10 protein-coding genes and 1 pseudogene are annotated in these 17111 nt (G+C 70.7%); 4 read left to right on the forward strand and 7 right to left on the reverse strand.

Annotated features, from left to right (window positions below; all coding sequences use genetic code 11):
• Window positions 1-99 precede the first annotated feature (99 nt).
• Window positions 100-1665 (reverse strand): sigma-70 family RNA polymerase sigma factor, encoded by a 1566-nt coding sequence (locus L324_RS09700; protein ID WP_152546778.1) that lies wholly within the window; start codon window positions 1663-1665, stop codon window positions 100-102.
• Window positions 1666-2018: 353 nt separating this feature from the next.
• On the opposite strand from L324_RS09700, the gene L324_RS09705 reads away from it, so the two are divergent.
• Window positions 2019-2429 carry a hypothetical protein gene (locus tag L324_RS09705; protein WP_037305795.1) on the forward strand — a complete coding sequence of 137 codons (411 nt, stop codon included), beginning with the start codon at window positions 2019-2021 and terminating at the stop codon, window positions 2427-2429.
• Between the two features lie 112 nt (window positions 2430-2541).
• Entirely contained in the window at window positions 2542-2856 is a 315-nt protein-coding gene (locus L324_RS09710; RefSeq protein WP_152546779.1) for a hypothetical protein, read from the forward strand.
• 89 nt (window positions 2857-2945) lie between these two features.
• Here the strand turns inward: L324_RS09710 and L324_RS09715 are convergent, their stop codons facing one another.
• The gene (locus L324_RS09715; RefSeq protein WP_037305799.1) at window positions 2946-3380 is read right to left on the reverse strand and encodes a hypothetical protein; all 435 of its coding nucleotides are present in this window, start codon (window positions 3378-3380) and stop codon (window positions 2946-2948) included.
• A gap of 273 nt (window positions 3381-3653) precedes the next feature.
• Between L324_RS09715 and L324_RS40885 the strand changes: the two genes are divergently transcribed.
• Window positions 3654-4055, forward strand: coding sequence for a hypothetical protein (locus L324_RS40885; protein WP_051173811.1), 402 nt, complete (start codon window positions 3654-3656; stop codon window positions 4053-4055).
• Window positions 4056-4267: 212 nt separating this feature from the next.
• Window positions 4268-5028, forward strand: a pseudogene (locus L324_RS09725) (SDR family NAD(P)-dependent oxidoreductase).
• An 82-nt stretch (window positions 5029-5110) separates the two neighbouring features.
• Here the strand turns inward: L324_RS09725 and L324_RS09730 are convergent.
• From L324_RS09730 to L324_RS09750, 5 genes are read right to left on the reverse strand one after another with little or no spacing between them, the layout of a single operon-like run.
• Window positions 5111-6046 carry a TauD/TfdA family dioxygenase gene (locus tag L324_RS09730; RefSeq protein ID WP_037305802.1) on the reverse strand — a complete coding sequence of 312 codons (936 nt, stop codon included), beginning with the start codon at window positions 6044-6046 and terminating at the stop codon, window positions 5111-5113.
• The gene (locus L324_RS09735; RefSeq protein ID WP_037305803.1) at window positions 6043-7320 is read right to left on the reverse strand and encodes an ATP-grasp domain-containing protein; all 1278 of its coding nucleotides are present in this window, start codon (window positions 7318-7320) and stop codon (window positions 6043-6045) included. Before L324_RS09735 ends, L324_RS09730 begins: the two co-directional genes overlap by 4 nt.
• A complete protein-coding gene (locus tag L324_RS09740; protein ID WP_037305804.1) occupies window positions 7317-8588 on the reverse strand; it encodes an ATP-grasp domain-containing protein in 1272 nt (423 codons plus the stop codon). The genes L324_RS09735 and L324_RS09740 overlap by 4 nt, the downstream gene beginning before the upstream one ends.
• On the reverse strand, window positions 8585-14017 hold the full coding sequence (locus L324_RS09745) for a non-ribosomal peptide synthetase/MFS transporter (RefSeq protein WP_037305805.1): 5433 nt from the start codon (window positions 14015-14017) through the stop codon (window positions 8585-8587). The genes L324_RS09740 and L324_RS09745 overlap by 4 nt, the downstream gene beginning before the upstream one ends.
• On the reverse strand, window positions 14014-17052 hold the full coding sequence (locus L324_RS09750) for a non-ribosomal peptide synthetase (protein WP_037305806.1): 3039 nt from the start codon (window positions 17050-17052) through the stop codon (window positions 14014-14016). The genes L324_RS09745 and L324_RS09750 overlap by 4 nt, the downstream gene beginning before the upstream one ends.
• Between the last annotated feature and the right edge of the window lie 59 nt (window positions 17053-17111).

A 17111-nucleotide genomic window follows, 5' to 3' on the forward strand; every position in this document is an offset into this window, starting at 1 on the left:
CGTCCCGCCGGACGAATCCCAGGGGTGAAGTTCCTCCGGGAGAACCAACCGGGACGAGATGCCGAGGAACCCGCCGCACGGCCGACGACAGGACCGGCGTCATTTCTTCCCCTTGACGGTGAGGGGAATGTCCAACCGGACCGGACCGGTGGTCGCCGTGAGGGTGCCGTCGGCGGCTTTCGGTCCGGCGAGCAGGCGGAAGACGAACGTCACCGAAGCGTCCGGCGGGAGCTGCTGCTTCGCGGTACAGGTCACGGTGCCGCTGCCCGCGGGGCAGCCGATCGATCCGGCCGGAGGGTTGCCCGGTCCGACCACCTTCACGCCGTCCGGCAGGGTCAGTGTCACCGTCATGGGCGCGGCGGGCGCCGAACCTGTGTTGCGGACGGTGATCGGGAAGTCGGCGGGTGGTCCGCCGGTGGACATCGTGAATCCGCTGGGTCCCTCCGCGACCAGCGAGGGTGCGGTGGCTGCCGTGGTGTTCGTGGTCACCGGCGTGGTGGTCACCGGCGTGGTGCCGCTCGGCTGGCCGGTCGTGGCCGGCGCTGTCGCCCCGGTCGAGATGGGGGCGGACGCCCCGCCCGGTGGCGGCGTGGTCGGAGTGCCCGCGGTGCTGCTGGACGCGGGTGGCGCGGCAGCGGTCGCGGGGGCCCCCGCCCGAGGCGGCGGGCCGAGCGTCCCGATCCCCACCGCGACGGCGAAGACGACGGCCGAAGCCGCCGCGCCGAGCAGTGCGGGCGCGCTGACGGCGGACGCGGACGCACTCGCCTTGGCCGTCGCGGCCAGATAACCGGCGGCGCCCGCACCGAGCACGATCGGGGCGACGATGCCCCGCAACGCGCCGTTGACGTCGGCCAGTTCGGTGGCGACGGCCTGGCAGGCGGCGCACTCGTCCAGATGGGCGTTGAGCTGGATGGATTCACGCCGGGACAGGCCGCCACGAGTCCACGCGCCCAGTTTGCCGACCGCCGCCTGGCACCGTTCGGCGGGCTCGCCCGTGACATGGGCCTGGAGATACGCCTTCCGCAGGCCCTCGCGGGCCCGGTAAGCAAGCGCGGCGACGCCGTTGGGGGTGAGACCGAACGTCGACGCGAGTTCGTCCGGCGACCGGTTCTCGATCGCGGTATGCCACAACACGTTCTGCCAGCGCTCGGGAAGGTCGGCGAACGCCCTGGTGATCAGCGCGCGTTCCAGGCCCGCGACCGCCGTGTCGCGGAAGGGGACGCGCGTGACCCGTTCGACGCCGGGAACGGCTTCCAGGTCGTCCGCCAGTTCGAGCCGGCGCTGCTGCCGGAAACGGTCGTAGGCGGTGTAGCGCACGGTCGTGAGCAGATAGGGGCGGAACGCGGAGCCGGGTCCGCCGCCCGCGCGCAGGGAAATGAGCACCTTCGCGAAGGCGTCCGAGACCAGGTCTTCGGCGTCGGCCGACGACTTCGCCAGCTGAAGAGCCAGATTCCGGGCGGCGTGGACGTGGCGGGCATAGAGGCTGCCGTACGCCTGGACGGTCCCGCCGCGCACGGCCTCGATCAGTTCAGCGTCGGAGAGCGGGCTCGGCTGTTCTCCGATGCCGAGAGCGTCGTCGAGGTCGGCGCGCATCGCGTTCGCGTCACCGGCACGCCACCGCTCCACGTCACGTTCGTCGAGGTGCCCGAGCACAGGCGTCGCCACTTTCCGGATGCCAAGGATGATGAGCGTTCCACTCGGCCCTGTCCAGGGCTTCGCCCACTTTGCCACGCCCTTCACCACCGGTCATCAGGCCGATACCGCACTGGGCGATATGCGGGCAGCCGGTTAGACCGTTCGGAGCAAGAGGGTGTCCGCACTCGCTCGAGGGCCGAAGTGCCGTGTTCGCCAAGTGCGCGGCTCCGCGAACAACAAGCCCTTCAAGAATCCATTGTGGACGAACAGCGCGCCGAGGATGCCGCCGCCGGGCGATTACTCGTCAGGTAATCGACGGCACTCCTCCTCGACAGCAGAATCGGCTTTGCTCACGAACGCCCTTTCCAGCGAAGGAGAACAGCATGACTTCCCCTGCCATCACCGATAAAGACGTCACCGCTCCGGCCACCTTCCTGCGGCGAGCACTCATGCTGGACGCGCTCGTGACAAGCGGGAACGGACTCCTGTACCTGCTCGCGTCCGCACCGATCGCCGAGTTCTTCGGCATGCGGAGCACCCCGCTGCTCGCTGTCGGCGCATTCCTGGTGGCGTACGGAATCATGGTCGCCGCCACAGCGAGGCCATCGCGGCCGGCACCGTGGCCCACCAGGCTGGTGATCGAGGCGAACATCGGCTGGGCACTGGTCAGTGTCGTCGCTGCCGTGTTCGGGTGGCTCGGGACGAACCCGATCGGCACCGCATGGACGGTGGCGCAGGCGTGCGTGGTCGCCGGCTTCGCCGCGCTGCAGTGGGTCGGCCTGAAGAAACCGTAGAGAAGCTTCGACCTGGCCGGCGCACTGACGTCGTTTCGGGAAACTGCCGCACCGGCAGGGCGAGCACTGCCATGCTCTAGCCGACATCGGACACCGGATCCAGGGAGTTTCCATGATGAACCGGACAATCAGGCTCTTGGGCGCGAGTTCGCTCCTCGTCGCATGCGCCACTCTCGCGGCACCGGGGGTAGCGACCGCCGCGCCCACCGGATGCTCGTCGGTGTACATCACGAACGGGACCGGCGCGGAGGCGAGCTGCACCGGCGGCACCGGTACCTTCCGGATCAGGATCGACTGCCGGACGCCGGGACAGTCCAACACCTACCCCCGCACCGGGATCTGGGCGCACCCGGGGCTGCAGAAGAGCACCATCTGGTGTTACTCCGGCGACCTGGCGTCCGGAAAGACCATCAACTACGGCACCTGAGCCGCGTCCGGTCCCGGCGAAAACGCGTGTTTCGCCGGGAACGGCCGGGTGGCAGCGATCTTCGTCAAACTGGACGCTTCAGTATCCGTTCAGCCGTATCCCCGCACTTTCTCGCGACGTGAGCGGAAAAACAAACCCACTACTCCCGGATTACCCGGAAGCGACCATCGACCGCCAGGCCATTCGGCTGCCGCCGGGCGCCAGCCGAACAAAGTCTTCCTGAAGTGCAACTCAAGCTCCCCATCGACCAATGCTCGCGTGAATGACGCGAACTCTTCGACGTCCTCCGGCAAAGCCTCGTCCACTTCGAACGGATCCAGATCGTCGAGGAACAATTCCCCGACGCTTCCGGTCATGCGTAGCTCCAGGCGCGGCGCGCCCGAAACAGCCGGCTCGAGCCGGGCGACCGTCTCGGCATCACCACGGTCGACGGTGAACGAGACCGTCCCGTCCGCGATCAGCCCGCGGTAGGCGGTTCTGATCGCCCCCACGAACCGGTCGGCTGATGGCCGCGCGTAGCTCATCGTCGTCCCTTGACCCCGCGGTACATGTACGAAATCCGGAGAATCCTGTCAGTGTACGGCGGGAAACCGCGGCCAGCCGCGCAAGTCGGTAAATCCCGGGCCGGACATGCGTTTTTCTCGGCATACACTTACGGGTGCCTTCTCGTATTTGATATTCGTTCAGTGGTCCACTCATGGCAGGAGCCGGTTCGATTCAGCCGACTTTGTTCCGGTGGTTCGGTTTTCGCCGGCAGGCCGGGACTCGCTCTTCACCCTGATTCAGGAGTTCCGCTCATGAACATGAACCTTACCCGTATCGCGGCTTCGTCCTTCGCCGTCGGTGTCCTCGCGATGCTGACCATGGCACCGATCAGTGCCGCCGCGTCCACCACGAGCCTGGCACCGGCGAACGCTCCTCCCGCCGGTTGTGCCACCGCCATCGCCGCCGCGGTCGACACCGCGAACTCGGCCACCGCCGCCGCGGCCAACGTCGCCGACTCGGCCGCCGCCGCGGCCGCCGCCAAGGCGTTCGCCGAGGGCGTGCTCACCGGGACACCGGCCGCGATCAACGACGCCGCCGCGAACCTGGGCGCTTTCACCACCGCTGCCGCCACCGCCGCCGCGGCGAGCGCAGCCGCGCACGCCACGGCCGCGAACGCCACCATCGGCGTCATCGTCGCCTGCGTCAAGGCGTAGTTCCGTCGGCGAGTTCGTGGACCTCGAACCTTCGAGGTAGAAGTTTCGGCCCGTCACGTGAGAACTTCTCACCTGGCGGGCCGAATCATGTGACCTCGAGTCTCGGAAAGCTCCCTGCCTTCGCCCCCGTCCACACCCCGGGGCTATAGCTCGACGGCCGTGCGGACCAGCTGGGCGAGGGTGCGGGAGCGGCTGTGCGGGGGCCAGGCAATGTGGGTGACGACGGGAGGCGCGTCGGTGAGAGGTACAGCGGCGTGCTCGGCCCAAAGCCAGGTGCGGGAGGAGTCGGGGCAGATGGCCGCGGCGCGTCCGAGGGCGATCAGCTGGGCCAGCTGGGTCTGATCGCGGACCTCGGGGCCGGGGCCCGGTGGAGAAGTTGCGCGCCGCCGGGGTGGACGCGTTCGGTGTGCCGCTGGAGGTGACCAGCGACCACAGTGTCATCGATGCCGCGGAACTGATCGAACGGGAGGCAGGGAGCCTGGACGTCCTGGTCAACAACGCCGGGATCTCGGGAGAGCCCGGTCCGGGATGGGTGCAGGACCCCACCACACTCGACCTCGGCGTGGTCCGCACGGTCGTGGAGACCAACGTCCTCGGCGTCATCCGGGTGACCAACGCGATGCTGCCGCTGCTGCGGCGCTCCCCGTCGCCGGGCATCGTCAACGTCTCCAGCAGCGTCGGTTCCCTGACCCTGCAGGCGGATCCGGACATCGACATCGGCCCCGTCATGGCGGCCTACGCGCCGTCGAAGTCGTTCCTCAACGCCGTCACCGTGCACTACGCGCGGCAGTTCGCCGGTACGGACATCCTGATCAACGCCGCCTGCCCGGGTCTGGTCGCGACCGACTTCACCGGCTTCCACGGACCCCGCTCCGCCGAGCAGGGCGCGGCCATCGCGATCCGGCTCGCCACGCTTCCCGGTGACGGCCCGACGGGTTCGTTCTTCTCGGATGACGGCGTCATCCCCTGGTGACCCGAACAGGAAAGGAGGTTTCGTAACCGGAGAACAAATCGAGGCCGGCGGCGAGTACATCCCGCCGGCCCCGAAGCCCGGGTCACGTCATCGCGACCAGGGTCCGCCGGGTGCCCGTGAACGGTTCGCGTCCGTGGGCCATCAGCATGTTGTTGATCACCATGATGTCGCCCGGCTGCCACGGGAACGCGTAGCTGACCTCGTCGTAGGTGGCCTTGATCGTGGCCAGGTCCGCCTGCGGGATCGGTGAGCCGTCGGCGAGGTACGCGTTGCGGGGCAGGTCCTCCTCGGGGTACAGCTCCAGCAGCGCCTCGCTGACCTCCTCCCCCAGGCTCGACACGTGGAACAGGTTGGCCTGGTTGAACCACACCGTCGCGCCGGTGTGCGGTTCCGCGACGAAGGACGGGCGGATGTGCCGCGTGCGCAGGCCCTCGTCGGTCCACTCGTACGTCTGCCCGTTGCCGGTGCAGTAATCCGCCACCGCCTGGCGGTCTTCGGTCTGGAACGCCTCCTGCCAGGTCAGCCCGAGTCCTTCGCGGAACGCCCTGGTGTAGGTGACGCCGCCCGCGAACCGCTCACGCAGGTCCGGCGGCAGCAGGCGGTACATCGCGCGGCTGTCGGCGATCGGCGTCGCGCCGCCGGTCTCGGCCGCCTTGTCGCACAGGAAGAACAGGCGGTCCGGCCAGTGTGCCGAGTACGAGTTCTCGTTGTGCATCGGGATCGACTCGGCGGGCGGGTACTCCGTCGAGGTGTAGATGTTGCCCGAGACCGCCGATCGCGGCGTCGACCGTTCCGTGTAGGTCAGCAGCGAGCCGCCGATCTCCTCGGTGACCTGGTTGAACACCGTCAGGTCGGCCGGCATGCCGCGCAGCAGGATCGCGCCGTGCTCGCGCAGCCGGTCTCGCAGCGCTTCGCGGTGCGCGCGCACCCAGTCCAGGCCCGTGGCCGCGTACACGGTGATCTTCGTGTGTTCGTTGCCCTCGACGGTGCCGGGGTTCGCCGCGAGTTCGGCGGTCATGACTCCTCCAGTTCGAATCGGATCAGCTTGGCGGCCTCGGCGTGCAACGCGGCGAGGTCTTCGGTGTCGGCGAATCCCGCGGCGAGGACGTTCACCGCGTAGATCTCCTGGTCGTCGGTGAGCAGCTGGCCGGGGCGCACGATCGTGACGACCTCCAGGACCTCGGGCAGCTCGGCGACCTCGTCGGTGCCCTCGACGCGGACCAGCCGCCCGGTGCCCTCGGCGTAGAAGATCAGGTAGCCCACCGGCACCGGCAGGCCCGCACCTCGTGCGGGCGGTGGTGTGCCCAGTGCGAGCGACACGGCCTCGGCGGTGACGTCGATGCCGGTCGCGAGCTTCAGCAGCACGGGCTGGGCGCCGCCTGCCGGGCGGCCCGCGTTCACCTCGACGATCACCGGGCCCAGCTCGGCGTCGTCGATCAGTTCCACGTGCGCGCAGGTGTTGTCCAGGCCCAGCGCGAGCACGGCCGCCGTGGCCGCCGCGAACAGCCGTGCGGTGTCCTTTTCGGACAGTTCGAGCGGCGGGCAGACCATGCCCAGCTCGAATTTGCGCTCGTCGATGAGCGGCTTTTCCACCACGGCCACCGGCTCCGCGGCGCCGTCGCGTACCAGGACGTCGACCGCGTACTCCGGTCCACGCAGCAGACCTTCCACGAGGAACGCCTTCAGGGGGTCGATCGGCGACGGTCCGCCACCGACGGGCCGGTGGTACCGGGCGTCCTCCGACAGCGGCAACCGCTCGGACAGCAGCCGGTACGCCGCCGCCAGCTCGTCCACAGTGGACACCGTGCGCACGAGGTTGCTCGCCGCCCCGTTGACCGGTTTGACGATCGCCGGGAGCCCGACCGCCGAAGCCACCGACGCCGCCTCGTCCGCCGACGAGATCAGCGCGCAGCGCGGCCCCGGCAAGCCGGCCGCGGCCAGCGCCTGCCGGACCGCGAACTTGTTGTGTGTCACGGTGAACACCGACGCCGGGCAGCGCGCGACACCGAGCAGTTCGGCCGCGCGGGCGACGCTCGCGATGATCCCCTCGGCGGCGGTCACCACCCCGGCCGGACCTGCGTCCCGCGCCCGGATGGCCTCGGCGACGGCTTCGGCGTCACGGACGTCGTCGACGACGACGAAGCCGTCCACCAGGTCCGCCAGCTGTGCCTGCTCGGCCGGTTCCAGGGGCTGGGTGACCAGCTCGGCCCGCAACCCGTTCGCGCGCACGGCGGCCACGACGTCGGCGATCCACTGCCCGGCGGTCTCCCGGACCACGAACGCGGTGTTCACACGTCCTCCAGTTCCAGCCGGACGAGCTTGCTCGCTTCGGCGTGCAGGGCGGCGAGGTCGTCGTGATCGGCGAATCCGGCCACGACGAGGTTGACCGCGTAGGTCTCCTGTTCGTCGGTGAGCACCTCTCCCGGCGAGACGGTGGTGACGACCTCGATCACCTCGGGCAGTTCGGCGATCTCGTCGAGTCCGCCGATGCTTCTCAACCGGCCCGAACCGGCCGCGTAGAGGATCAGCATGCCCAGCGGGATCGGCAGTTTCGCGGGTTCCCGCACCGGCGGAGGAGCGCCCACCGCGAGCGACGCCAGCTCGGCGAAGACGTCGATGCCGGTGCGCAGCTTCGCCAGCAGCGGCATGATCGACCCCGCCGGGCGGCCCGCGTTGACCTCGACGATCGTCGGCCCGCGGTCGGCGTCGTCGATCAGCTCGACGTGGGCGCAGGTGTTGTCGAGCCCCAGTGCGGTCACCGCGGCGACCGCCGCCGCGGTGACCAGTCCGGCCCGGTCGCCGGTGAGCCCGGCGGGCGGGCACGACAGCGCCAGCTCGAACTTCCGCTCGTCGATCAGCGGTTTGTCGAGGATTTCGACCGGCTCGGCCACGCCATCGCGGATCAGCACGTCCACCGCGTACTCCGGACCGGACAGGAACCCTTCGACGAGGAAGGTCGTCGAAGGATCGAGTGTCCCCAGTGGACGGTGGTAGCGCGGATCCGCGGATTCGGGCAGCCGCGCGGCCAGCAGTTCGTACGCGGCCGCCAGCTCGTCCACAGTGGACACAGTCCGGACGAGGTTGCTGCCCGCCCCGTTGACCGGTTTGACGATCGCCGGGAATCCGACCGCCGAAGCCACCGACGCCGCCTCGGCCGCCGACGAGATCAGGGCATAGGCCGGTCCCGGCAGCCCTGCCGCGGCGAGGGCCTCCCGGACCGCGAACTTGTTCGCACACAAGGCGAATACCGACGCCGGGCAGCGTGCCACCCCGAGCAGCTCCGCGGCGCGGGCGGTGCTCGCGATGGCGCCGTCCGAGCCGGTGAAGATGCCCGCCAGCGCACCGCCGCCGATTTCCCGGACCTTCGCCGCGACGGCTTCCGGATCGTGGACGTCGTCGAGCGCGACGACGTCGTCCACCACTCCGTCCAGCGCCGCCCGCCCGGCCGCGTCCATCGGCGGGGCGAGCAGCACCACGCGGTGCCCGGCCGCCCGCATCGCCGGGGCGACCTCGCCGACCCAGTGCCCGCGGGCCTCCCTGACCAGCACTGCCGTACTCATGCGGCTTCCTTCCCGGCGAGCTTGCGCTCCCGTTCCTGCGCCCCGACCAGGTCGTCGGGCAGCGAATCGGGCACCTCGGTGTCGAACCTGCGCAGCAGCCGCAGCGAGAACCCGCCCACGTTGATCAGCAGCAGGATGAGCGCGAAGACGACGTAGGCGAGCCCGATGCCCCGGGTCTCACCGGTGCCGAGCACGGCGCCGACCGACCCGGTCAGCGCGCCACCCGGCGCCAGCAGCGGCGAGAACCAGCCGACGGCCAGCGGCGCCAGCACGGCGAACCCGATCGGCAGTGTCGACCACGTGATCGTCTGGTTGATCGCGAACACCCGGCCGTGGAACCGTTGCGGCACCTTGACCTGCACCAGCGTCGCGTAGATGCCCTGCGACACGGACATCGCGGCGGCGAGGAGGAACACCCCGGCCGCGACGACGATCAGCGACGGCCGCAGGCCCATCACCAGGCTGCCGAGCGCGATCCCGACGTTGCCGACGAGCACGCCGACCATCCGCCGGTGCCGCGGGCCGCCCCACAGCGCCATCCCGATCCCGCCCGCCACCGCGCCGACGGCCTCGGCCAGCGCCACCTGGGCGACGTCGGTGACCGAACCGAACGACAGCACGAGCGGCGAGAGCAGCACCAGCGCGGGGGCGAGGAAGACGTTGGCCAGCGCGAAGTACAGCAGCATCGTGCGGAAGCCGCGGTGGTTCCACGAGTACCGCAGCCCGCCCGCGATCGCGGTCAGCAGCGGTTCGCGCGGGCGCCAGCCCATCAGATCGGGGAAGCGCACCAGCAGCAGGCCCACGATCGCGAACGCGTAGCTCGCCATGTCCAGGATCAGGATGCCGGACAGCTGGATCGTCGCCAGCAACCCGGCCGCGATCACCGGCATCAGCAGCTGGGCGAACCCGGTGGACAGCTGCGCCAGCCCCATCGCGTGCCCGAGGTACTGCTTCGGCACCAGCTGCGCCACCGACGACTGATAGGCGATGCGCTGGAACGAAGCGGCCACCGACCCGAGCGGGATCAGCACGTAGAACAACCACAGCTGGACGTGCCCGGTGATCAGCAGCAACGCCAGTACCAGCTGGATCCCGCCCGCGATACCGCTGGCCGCGATCATGATCCGCCGCCGGTCGCCGCGGTCGACCAAGGCGCCCGCCACCGGCAGGACGAGCACGCCGAACAGCAGCGCGAGCGCCCACAGCAGGCCGAGGTCGGCGACCGAGCCCGTGCGGGTGTAGAGCCAGATCGGCACCGCGAACGACGTCAGCGCCGAGCCGGTCGAGGACACCAGCTGCCCGATCGTGATCGTGACGAACCGGGCCATGCTCGGCCGCACCGCGGGTTTTTCGTCCACTTCCGCCTGGTGAGTCTCGTGTACCGCCCAGCCCGCGTCCTCGCCGCGGACCCGGACGTCGAGTTCCCCGGGATCGTCCAGCGCCGGGTGCACCCGCGTGACGATCTCCGCGAGTTCGTCGGCCCGGTAGCGCAGGAAGAAGTGCCCGGCCCGGTCGAGCACCACGAGCCCGGTGGTGTCGGTGAGGAACTCCCATTCCCGGTACCGCTCGGCGTAGTAGTCGGTCACCGGGTCTTCGGAGCCGACGACCGACACGATCGGCGCGCGCAGTTTGGCCACCCGGGCGTCGAGCAGGCCGCTGAAGTACTCCTCGGCGGCGCGGCTGTCGGCGCGCATGTTCGTGATGATCCGGTCGGCCTGCGCCGGGTCGAGGTCGTCGGTGTCGACGCCCATGCCCTTGAGCCAGTTCGAGTAGTACCGGTTGCTGCGCAGCTTCTCCAGCCGGGTGCGCAGCGAGCCCACCGGCCCCTTCATCCGGGCGAACGGGAAGATCGCGCCGATGTAGACGACCTCCAGTTCGCGGCCGCGCTCTTCGAGCAGCCGGGCGACGCCGACGGCGAGCGCGTTGCCGACCCCGCAGTGGCCGTAGATGGCCAGCGGGCCGTCGACGCGGTCGAGGATCTCGTCGGCCAGCCGCTCGACCAGCTCGTCGAAGGGCAGAGCCTCTTCGGTCAGCCCGACGTCGTGGCCGGGGATGGCGACCGAGTAGAGCGAGTAGCCCTCCGGGAGCGCGTCGGCCAGCGGCTGGTAGACGATCGCGCTGCCGCCGCCGTAGGGGAAGCAGACGTAGGTCAGCGTCCGTTGCTTCGCCGGCTTGGTCAGCTCGTACAGCAGATGACGCGGCCGATCGGCGGTGTCGTCGTCCATGAAGGACGCCAGTTCGCGGATCGTGCGGTGCTGGAACAGGTCCATGACACCGACCTGACCGGCGTCCGCCTTGCCGATCCGCGCCACCACCTGGGTGGCCAGCATCGAGTGCCCGCCGAGGTCGAAGAAGTCGTCGTCGACGCCCAGTTCGTCCACTTTGAGCACGTCGCGCCAGATCTCGGCCAGCAGGGTCTCGACCGGGGTCGACGGCGCGACCAGTTCCTTGGTCGCGTCCCGGGACGCGACCGGGGCGGGCAGTGCCTTGCGGTCGAGCTTGCCGTTCGGGGTGAGCGGCAGCTCGTCGAGCGTGACGAACGACGGCGGGACCATGTAGTCCGGCAGGCTCTGCTTGAGCGCCGTCCGCAACACGCCGGGTTCGGCGTCACCGACGACGTACCCGACCAGCCGCTTGTCCCCCGGCGTGTCCTCGCGGACGATCACGGCGGCGTCGCGCACCCCCGGCTGGGCGCGCAAGGTCGTCTCGATCTCCCCCAGTTCGATGCGGAGGCCGCGCAGCTTGACCTGGTGGTCGATCCGGCCGAGGAACGCGATCGTCCCGTCCGGGCGCCAGTGCGCGAGGTCACCGGTGCGGTACATCCGTCCACTGTGGAACGGATCGGGCACGAACCGTTCGGCCGTCAGCTCCGGGCGGTTGTGGTATCCCAGGGCCAGGCCGACGCCGGCGATGTGCAGTTCGCCGGGGACGCCGACCGGGCACGGCCGTCCGGCGGGGTCGAGCACGTAGATCCGGATGTTCTGGATCGGCGCCCCGATCGGCACCGACGCGACCTCGGCGAGCGCGGCGGGCGTGCAGTGCCAGGCGGTGACGTCGATGGCGGCTTCGGTCGGGCCGTAGAGGTTGTGCAGCTCGCAGTCCGGCAGCCGCCGGGTGAACTCGCGGGCGGCGTCGAGCGGCAGCTCCTCGCCGCTGCACACGACCCGCCGCAGCGCCGTGCAGGTCTCGACGCCTTGCTCGGCCAGGAAAAGCGTGAGCATCGACGGCACGAAGTGCGCGGTGGTGATGCCTTCGGACGCCAGCAGCTCACGCAGGTATGCCGCGTCCTTGTGGCCGCCCGGTTCGGCGAGCACGAGCCGCGCGCCGGTGATCAGCGGCCAGAAGAACTCCCAGACCGACACGTCGAAACCGGCCGGGGTCTTCTGCAGCACCGAATCGGTGCTGTCGAGGCGGTACGCGCGCTGCATCCAGTCGAGCCGGTTGACGATGCCGCGGTGACCGTTGGGCACGCCCTTCGGCTGCCCCGTGGAGCCCGAGGTGTAGATGACGTACGCCGGGTCGTCCGGTCCGGCGAGCGACTCGGGCGGGCTGCCCGGTTGTCCGGCCGTCTCGGCAGGGTCGTCCAGGACAACGGCGGTCGCGTCACCCGGCGGCAGCGTTTCGCGCAACGCCGCCTGCGTCAGCACGACGGGCGCGGCCGCGTCCCGCAGCATGAACGCCAGCCGGTCGGCCGGGTACTCCGGGTCGAGCGGGACGTACGCGCCACCGGCTTTCAGCACGCCGAGCAGCGCGACGACCAGCTCGAACGACCGCTCCGCGAACACCCCGGCGAGCACGCCCGGCCCGACGCCGAGGCCACGCAGCCGGTGCGCGAGGCGGTTGGCCCGTTCGTCCAGCTCGCGATAGGTCAGCGACGCGCCGCGGAAGGTCACCGCGGGCGCGTCCGGCGTCCGGGCGGCCTGCTCCTCGACGAGCGCCTGCAACGTGGTCTGCGGGAACTCGGCGGTCGTGGCGTTCCAGCGCTCCAGGACGAGTTCGCGCTGCGCGACGTCGAGGATGTCCATTTCGGACAGTCGCCGGTCCGGGGCGGCGACGATCGAGCGCAGCAGCGTGACCAGCCGCCCGGCCATCCCGGCGACCGTGTCCGCGGTGAACAGCGCGGTGTTGTAGACGAGCTTGCCGATCAGCCCGCCTTCGACCTCGATCGCGTGGAACTCGAAGTCGAACCGGGTCGCGGGCAGGTCCATCGGCAGCCAGCGGAAGTCCACTTCGGACCGTCCGGCCGCGCCCATCCGGCCCATCTCGTAGTTCTGCAGCACGAACATCGCCTGGAACACCGGTGAGCGGCTGACGTCACGGGGTACGCCGAGCGCGTTCACCAGCCGCTCGAACGGGACGTCGGCGTGGTCGAACGCGTCCAGCACATGCCGCCGGGTGCGTTCGAGCAGTTCGGCGAACGTCGGGTCGCCCGCCAGCTGGGCGCGCAGGGGCAGCATGTTGATGAACATGCCCGCCACGCCCTCCAGTTCGGGCAGGCCGCGCCCGGCCGACGACGAGCCGATCGCGAAGTCCTCCTGGCCCGAGTACCGCGAAAGCAGCACCTGGTAGGCGGCCAGCAGGGTCATGAAGAGGGTGACCCCGTGCTCGCGGCTCAGCTCGCCGAGGGCGCGGGCGAGGTCGCGTTCGACGAAGAACTCGTGGATCGCGCCGTCGAAGCTCTGTTTGGCGGGCCGGGGCCGGTCGGTGGGCAGTTCCAGCGGCTCGACGCCGGTGAGCTGCGCCTTCCAGTGCTCCAGCTGCCGGTCGAGTTCGCCGCCGGTGAGCGTGCGGCGCTGCCAGTGCGCGAAGTCGCCGTATCCGATGCTCAAAGCGGGCAGCTCGGCCGTGCCGCCGGTGCTCAGGGCGTGGTACTGCGCGGCGAGGTCGCGCAGCAGCAGGTCGACCGACCAGCCGTCGCCCACGATGTGGTGCGTGCACAGGACGAGCAGGTGCTCCTCGTCGGACACCCTGGCCAGCGTCGCCCGCAGCAGCGGTCCCGTGGCCAGGTCGAACGTCTCGGCCGCGGCGGCGTCGACGGCGGCACGGGCGGCTTCCTCGCTTCCGGCGTCCACTATGGACATACGAACCGGGGCTGCGGGTTCGATGTGGACGTTTGGCTGTCCGTCTTCTCCGGCGGGGAACCGCATCCGCAGTGCTTCGTGCCGCGTGGGCAGAGTGTCCAAAGCGGACTGGAGCGCGGCGACGTCGAGCCTGCCGGTCAGCCGGATCGGCACCGGGATGTGGTACGACCCGGTGCCCGGCGCGAACTGCTCCATGAACCAGACGCGTTCCTGCTGATAGGACAGCGGGACCACGGCGTCGGCTGGGCGCGGCGTGATGGTCGCGGCCTGCTCCGTGCGCCGTCGCAGCCGCCGTTCGAGCAAAGCGCGGCGCGCGGCCGCGCTGCTGGTCTCGTCGATCGTGGTCATGAGGGCTCGCCTTCGGCCAGCTGACGCTGGACCTCTTCGTCACTGAGCTGGTCGAGGTCTTCGGCGAGCCGCCGTTCGATCTCGGCGGCGAGCCCGGCGACGGTGGTGAGGGTGAACAGCCCCCGCACCGGGATGTCGACTTCGACCTGTTTGCGGATCCGGGCCATCGCGCGGATCGCCAGCAGCGAGTTGCCGCCGCGGGCGAAGAAGTCGTCGTGCGCGCCGAGGTCGTCGACCCCGAGCAGCTCGCCGAGCACCTCGGCGACGAGTTCTTCGGCCGCGGTCCGGGGTGCGACGTACGCCGGCGCCTCGCCGGGTTCGGGATCCGGCAGCGCGGCCCGGTCGAGTTTGCCGCTGGCCGCCATCGGCAGCGCGTCGAGCGTCACGAACCTGGTCGGCACCAGGTAGTCCGGCAACGTCTTCCGCAGAGCGTCGGCCGCCCCTTCGGTGCTGCCGACGACGTAGCCGACGAGCGTGTCGCCGCGGACCGCCACGGCCGCGTCCCGCACCTCCGGCAGCTCGCGCAGCGCCGCTTCGACCTCACCGGGCTCGATGCGGTAGCCGCGCAGCTTCACCTGCTCGTCGATACGGCCGAGGTAGTCGAGCGTGCCGTCGCGGCGCCAGCGGGCGAGGTCGCCGGTGGCGTACATCCGGCCGGACGAGCCATCCACGAACTTCTCGGCGGTCATCTCCGGCAGCCCGAGGTAGCCGCGGGCCAGCTGCGCACCGGCGATGTACAGCTCTCCCGGCACGCCCGGCGGCACCGGCCGCCGCCGCTCGTCGAGGACGTACACGCGGGTGCCGGGCACCGGGCGGCCGATCGGGACGGCTCCGGACGGCAGCCGGTCACCGGGTGCGATCCGGTGCACGACGCAGCCGACCGTGGCCTCGGTCGGGCCGTACTCGTTGACCACGAGCGTGCCGGGGTGCCGCTCCCGCCACGGCTGAACGGCCTCGGCCGTCAGTGCTTCGCCACCGAGTACCAGCTCACCCGTCGGGAACAGCTCCTCGGCGAGGACGGCGAGATGCGTCGGGGTCGCCTTGACGAACGTCGGGCGGCCGCCGTCGACCACCGCGCCTCCGGCGGTAAGGGTGCCGAGCAGGGTCGTCACGGTGAGGTCGAACGACGGCGACGTGTGCAGCAAAGCCCGTCCGGCCAGGCCGGGGTATGCCTCACGCGCCCACGCCAGGTAGGTGTCGACGGCCCGGTGCTCGACCTCGACGCCCTTGGGCCGCCCGGTCGAGCCCGACGTGTAGATGACATAGGCGACGTCGCCCGGCCCGGCCGCCGGTTCCGGGTCCTCGGTGGCCGCGGCGGACCACTCGGCCGGGTCGTCCAGGGCCAGCGTCTTGGTGTCCACTGTGGACTCTCCGGTGACCAGCACGTACGGGACCCCCGCGTCGGCGAGGATCAGTGCCTGCCGGGCGGCCGGGTTGGCCGGGTCGAGCGGGACGTAGGCCGCGCCGCTCTTCAGCACCCCGAGCACGCCGGTCAGCAGGTCCGCCGAGTTCGGTACGCAGACGCCGACGACCGTGCCGGGACCGGCACCCAGCTCGCGCAGCCGGTGGGCCACGCGATTGGCTCGCGCGTTCAGCTCGGCGTACGTCAGGCGCACCCCACCGAGGTCGACGGCGGGCGCGTCCGGCGTCCGCCGCACCTGGGCTTCGAACCTGGTGTGCACGGGCTCGGCATCCGAAGTGGACAGTTCTGCCGGGTTCCAGCCGGTCAGGACCAGCTCACGCTCGGCGTCCGACAGCAGTGGCAGGTCCGCGATCGACTGAGCCGGATCGGCCAGCGCCGCGGTCAGCAGCCGCACGTAGCGCCCGGCGACGGCTTCGGCGGTCTCGCGGTCGAACAGGTCGGTGCGGTAGACGAGCCTGCCGTCCACGGCGGTCAGGTCGATCGCGATGTCGTCCTTCGCGGTGGCCGAGCGGATCGGCTCCAGCCCCGAATCGGGCAGGAAGTTGAACCCGAGCTGATACAGCGCCTGCACGCCGGGATCGCGCTCGGCCCCGACCGCCTCGGCGACCGCCTGGAACGGCACCTGGCTGTGGTCGATCGCCTCCAGCAGCGTGGTCCGGACCCGGCCGACCAGCTCGGTGAACGCGGGTGCGCCCGAGCAGTCGACGCGCACGGCCATCTGGTTGACGAACATGCCGATCAGGTCGGCCAGCTCGGGCAGGTCGCGGCCGGCGACCGGGACGCCGACGACGATGTCGTCCACTCTGGACAGTCGCGACAGGAGTGCCGTATAGCCTGCCAGCAGCACCATGAAGGGCGACGCCGACAGGTCCCTGCTCAGCTCGCCGACCCGGTCGATCAGCCCGTCCGGGAGGGCGAAGTCCACCTGGTCACCGGCGAACGTCAGCTCCGCCGGCCGTGGCCGGTCGGTGGGCAGGCCGTGTACCGGCGGCAGCCCGGCGAGCTGCTTACGCCAGTAGTCCAGCTGTTCGCTGGAGGCTTCGAGCTGCCCGCGCTGCCAGGCCGAGTAGTCCGGATACTGGATGGCCAGCTCGGGCAGCTTCGGCTCGCGGCCCTCGAACACGGCGTCGCACGCCTCGCCCAGCTCGGCCCCGAGTACCAGCACCGAGGCGGCGTCGAACACGGTGTGGTGCACGACGAACGTGAGCACCCACTCGTCGTCGGCCAGGCGGCACACCTGGGCGCGCCACGGCGGCGGCGAGTCGAGCGGGATGGCCTCGCGCGACACCTCACCGGCGAGTTCGGCGAGCCGGTCGTCGCGGGCGTCGGCGGGCAGGTCCCGCAGGTCGTGCTCCTCGGGCTCGATCGGCACCTCGGCGTGCACCACCTGCATGAGCGCGCCGCCCTCCATGCGGAACGACGTGCGCAGCGCCTCGTGCCGCCCGACGATGAGGCCGAGCGCGGCGCGCCACTGCGCGGCGGTCAGCGGGCGGTCCAGCCGGGCCTGGCAGTGCAGGTTGTACACCGGGGACGCCGGGTCGAGCTGGCCGGACAGCCAGATCCGCTCCTGCCCGAACGAGGCCGGGAAGGTCCATTCCTTCGTGTCGCTCATGATTTCCTGTTCAGTGGGAGGCCAAGCGAAAGTGGCGTGGTGGGTCCAGGTGGTCGTGA

Origin of the sequence: Amycolatopsis orientalis DSM 40040 = KCTC 9412 (assembly GCF_000478275.1) — a bacterium.
In the GTDB taxonomy this organism is placed as follows: domain Bacteria; phylum Actinomycetota; class Actinomycetes; order Mycobacteriales; family Pseudonocardiaceae; genus Amycolatopsis; species Amycolatopsis orientalis.

Excerpts from the sequence above, each read along its gene's own strand:
- L324_RS09740 (WP_037305804.1), bottom strand. The coding sequence starts at position 8,588 with ATGAGTACGGCAGTGCTGGTCAGGGAGGCCCGCGGGCACTGGGTCGGC.
- L324_RS09745 (WP_037305805.1), bottom strand. The coding sequence starts at position 14,017 with ATGACCACGATCGACGAGACCAGCAGCGCGGCCGCGCGCCGCGCTTTG.
- L324_RS40885 (WP_051173811.1), top strand. The coding sequence starts at position 3,654 with ATGAACATGAACCTTACCCGTATCGCGGCTTCGTCCTTCGCCGTCGGT.
- L324_RS09730 (WP_037305802.1), bottom strand. The coding sequence starts at position 6,046 with ATGACCGCCGAACTCGCGGCGAACCCCGGCACCGTCGAGGGCAACGAA.
- L324_RS09710 (WP_152546779.1), top strand. The coding sequence starts at position 2,542 with ATGATGAACCGGACAATCAGGCTCTTGGGCGCGAGTTCGCTCCTCGTC.
- L324_RS09715 (WP_037305799.1), bottom strand. The coding sequence starts at position 3,380 with ATGAGCTACGCGCGGCCATCAGCCGACCGGTTCGTGGGGGCGATCAGA.
- L324_RS09705 (WP_037305795.1), top strand. The coding sequence starts at position 2,019 with ATGACTTCCCCTGCCATCACCGATAAAGACGTCACCGCTCCGGCCACC.
- L324_RS09750 (WP_037305806.1), bottom strand. The coding sequence starts at position 17,052 with ATGAGCGACACGAAGGAATGGACCTTCCCGGCCTCGTTCGGGCAGGAG.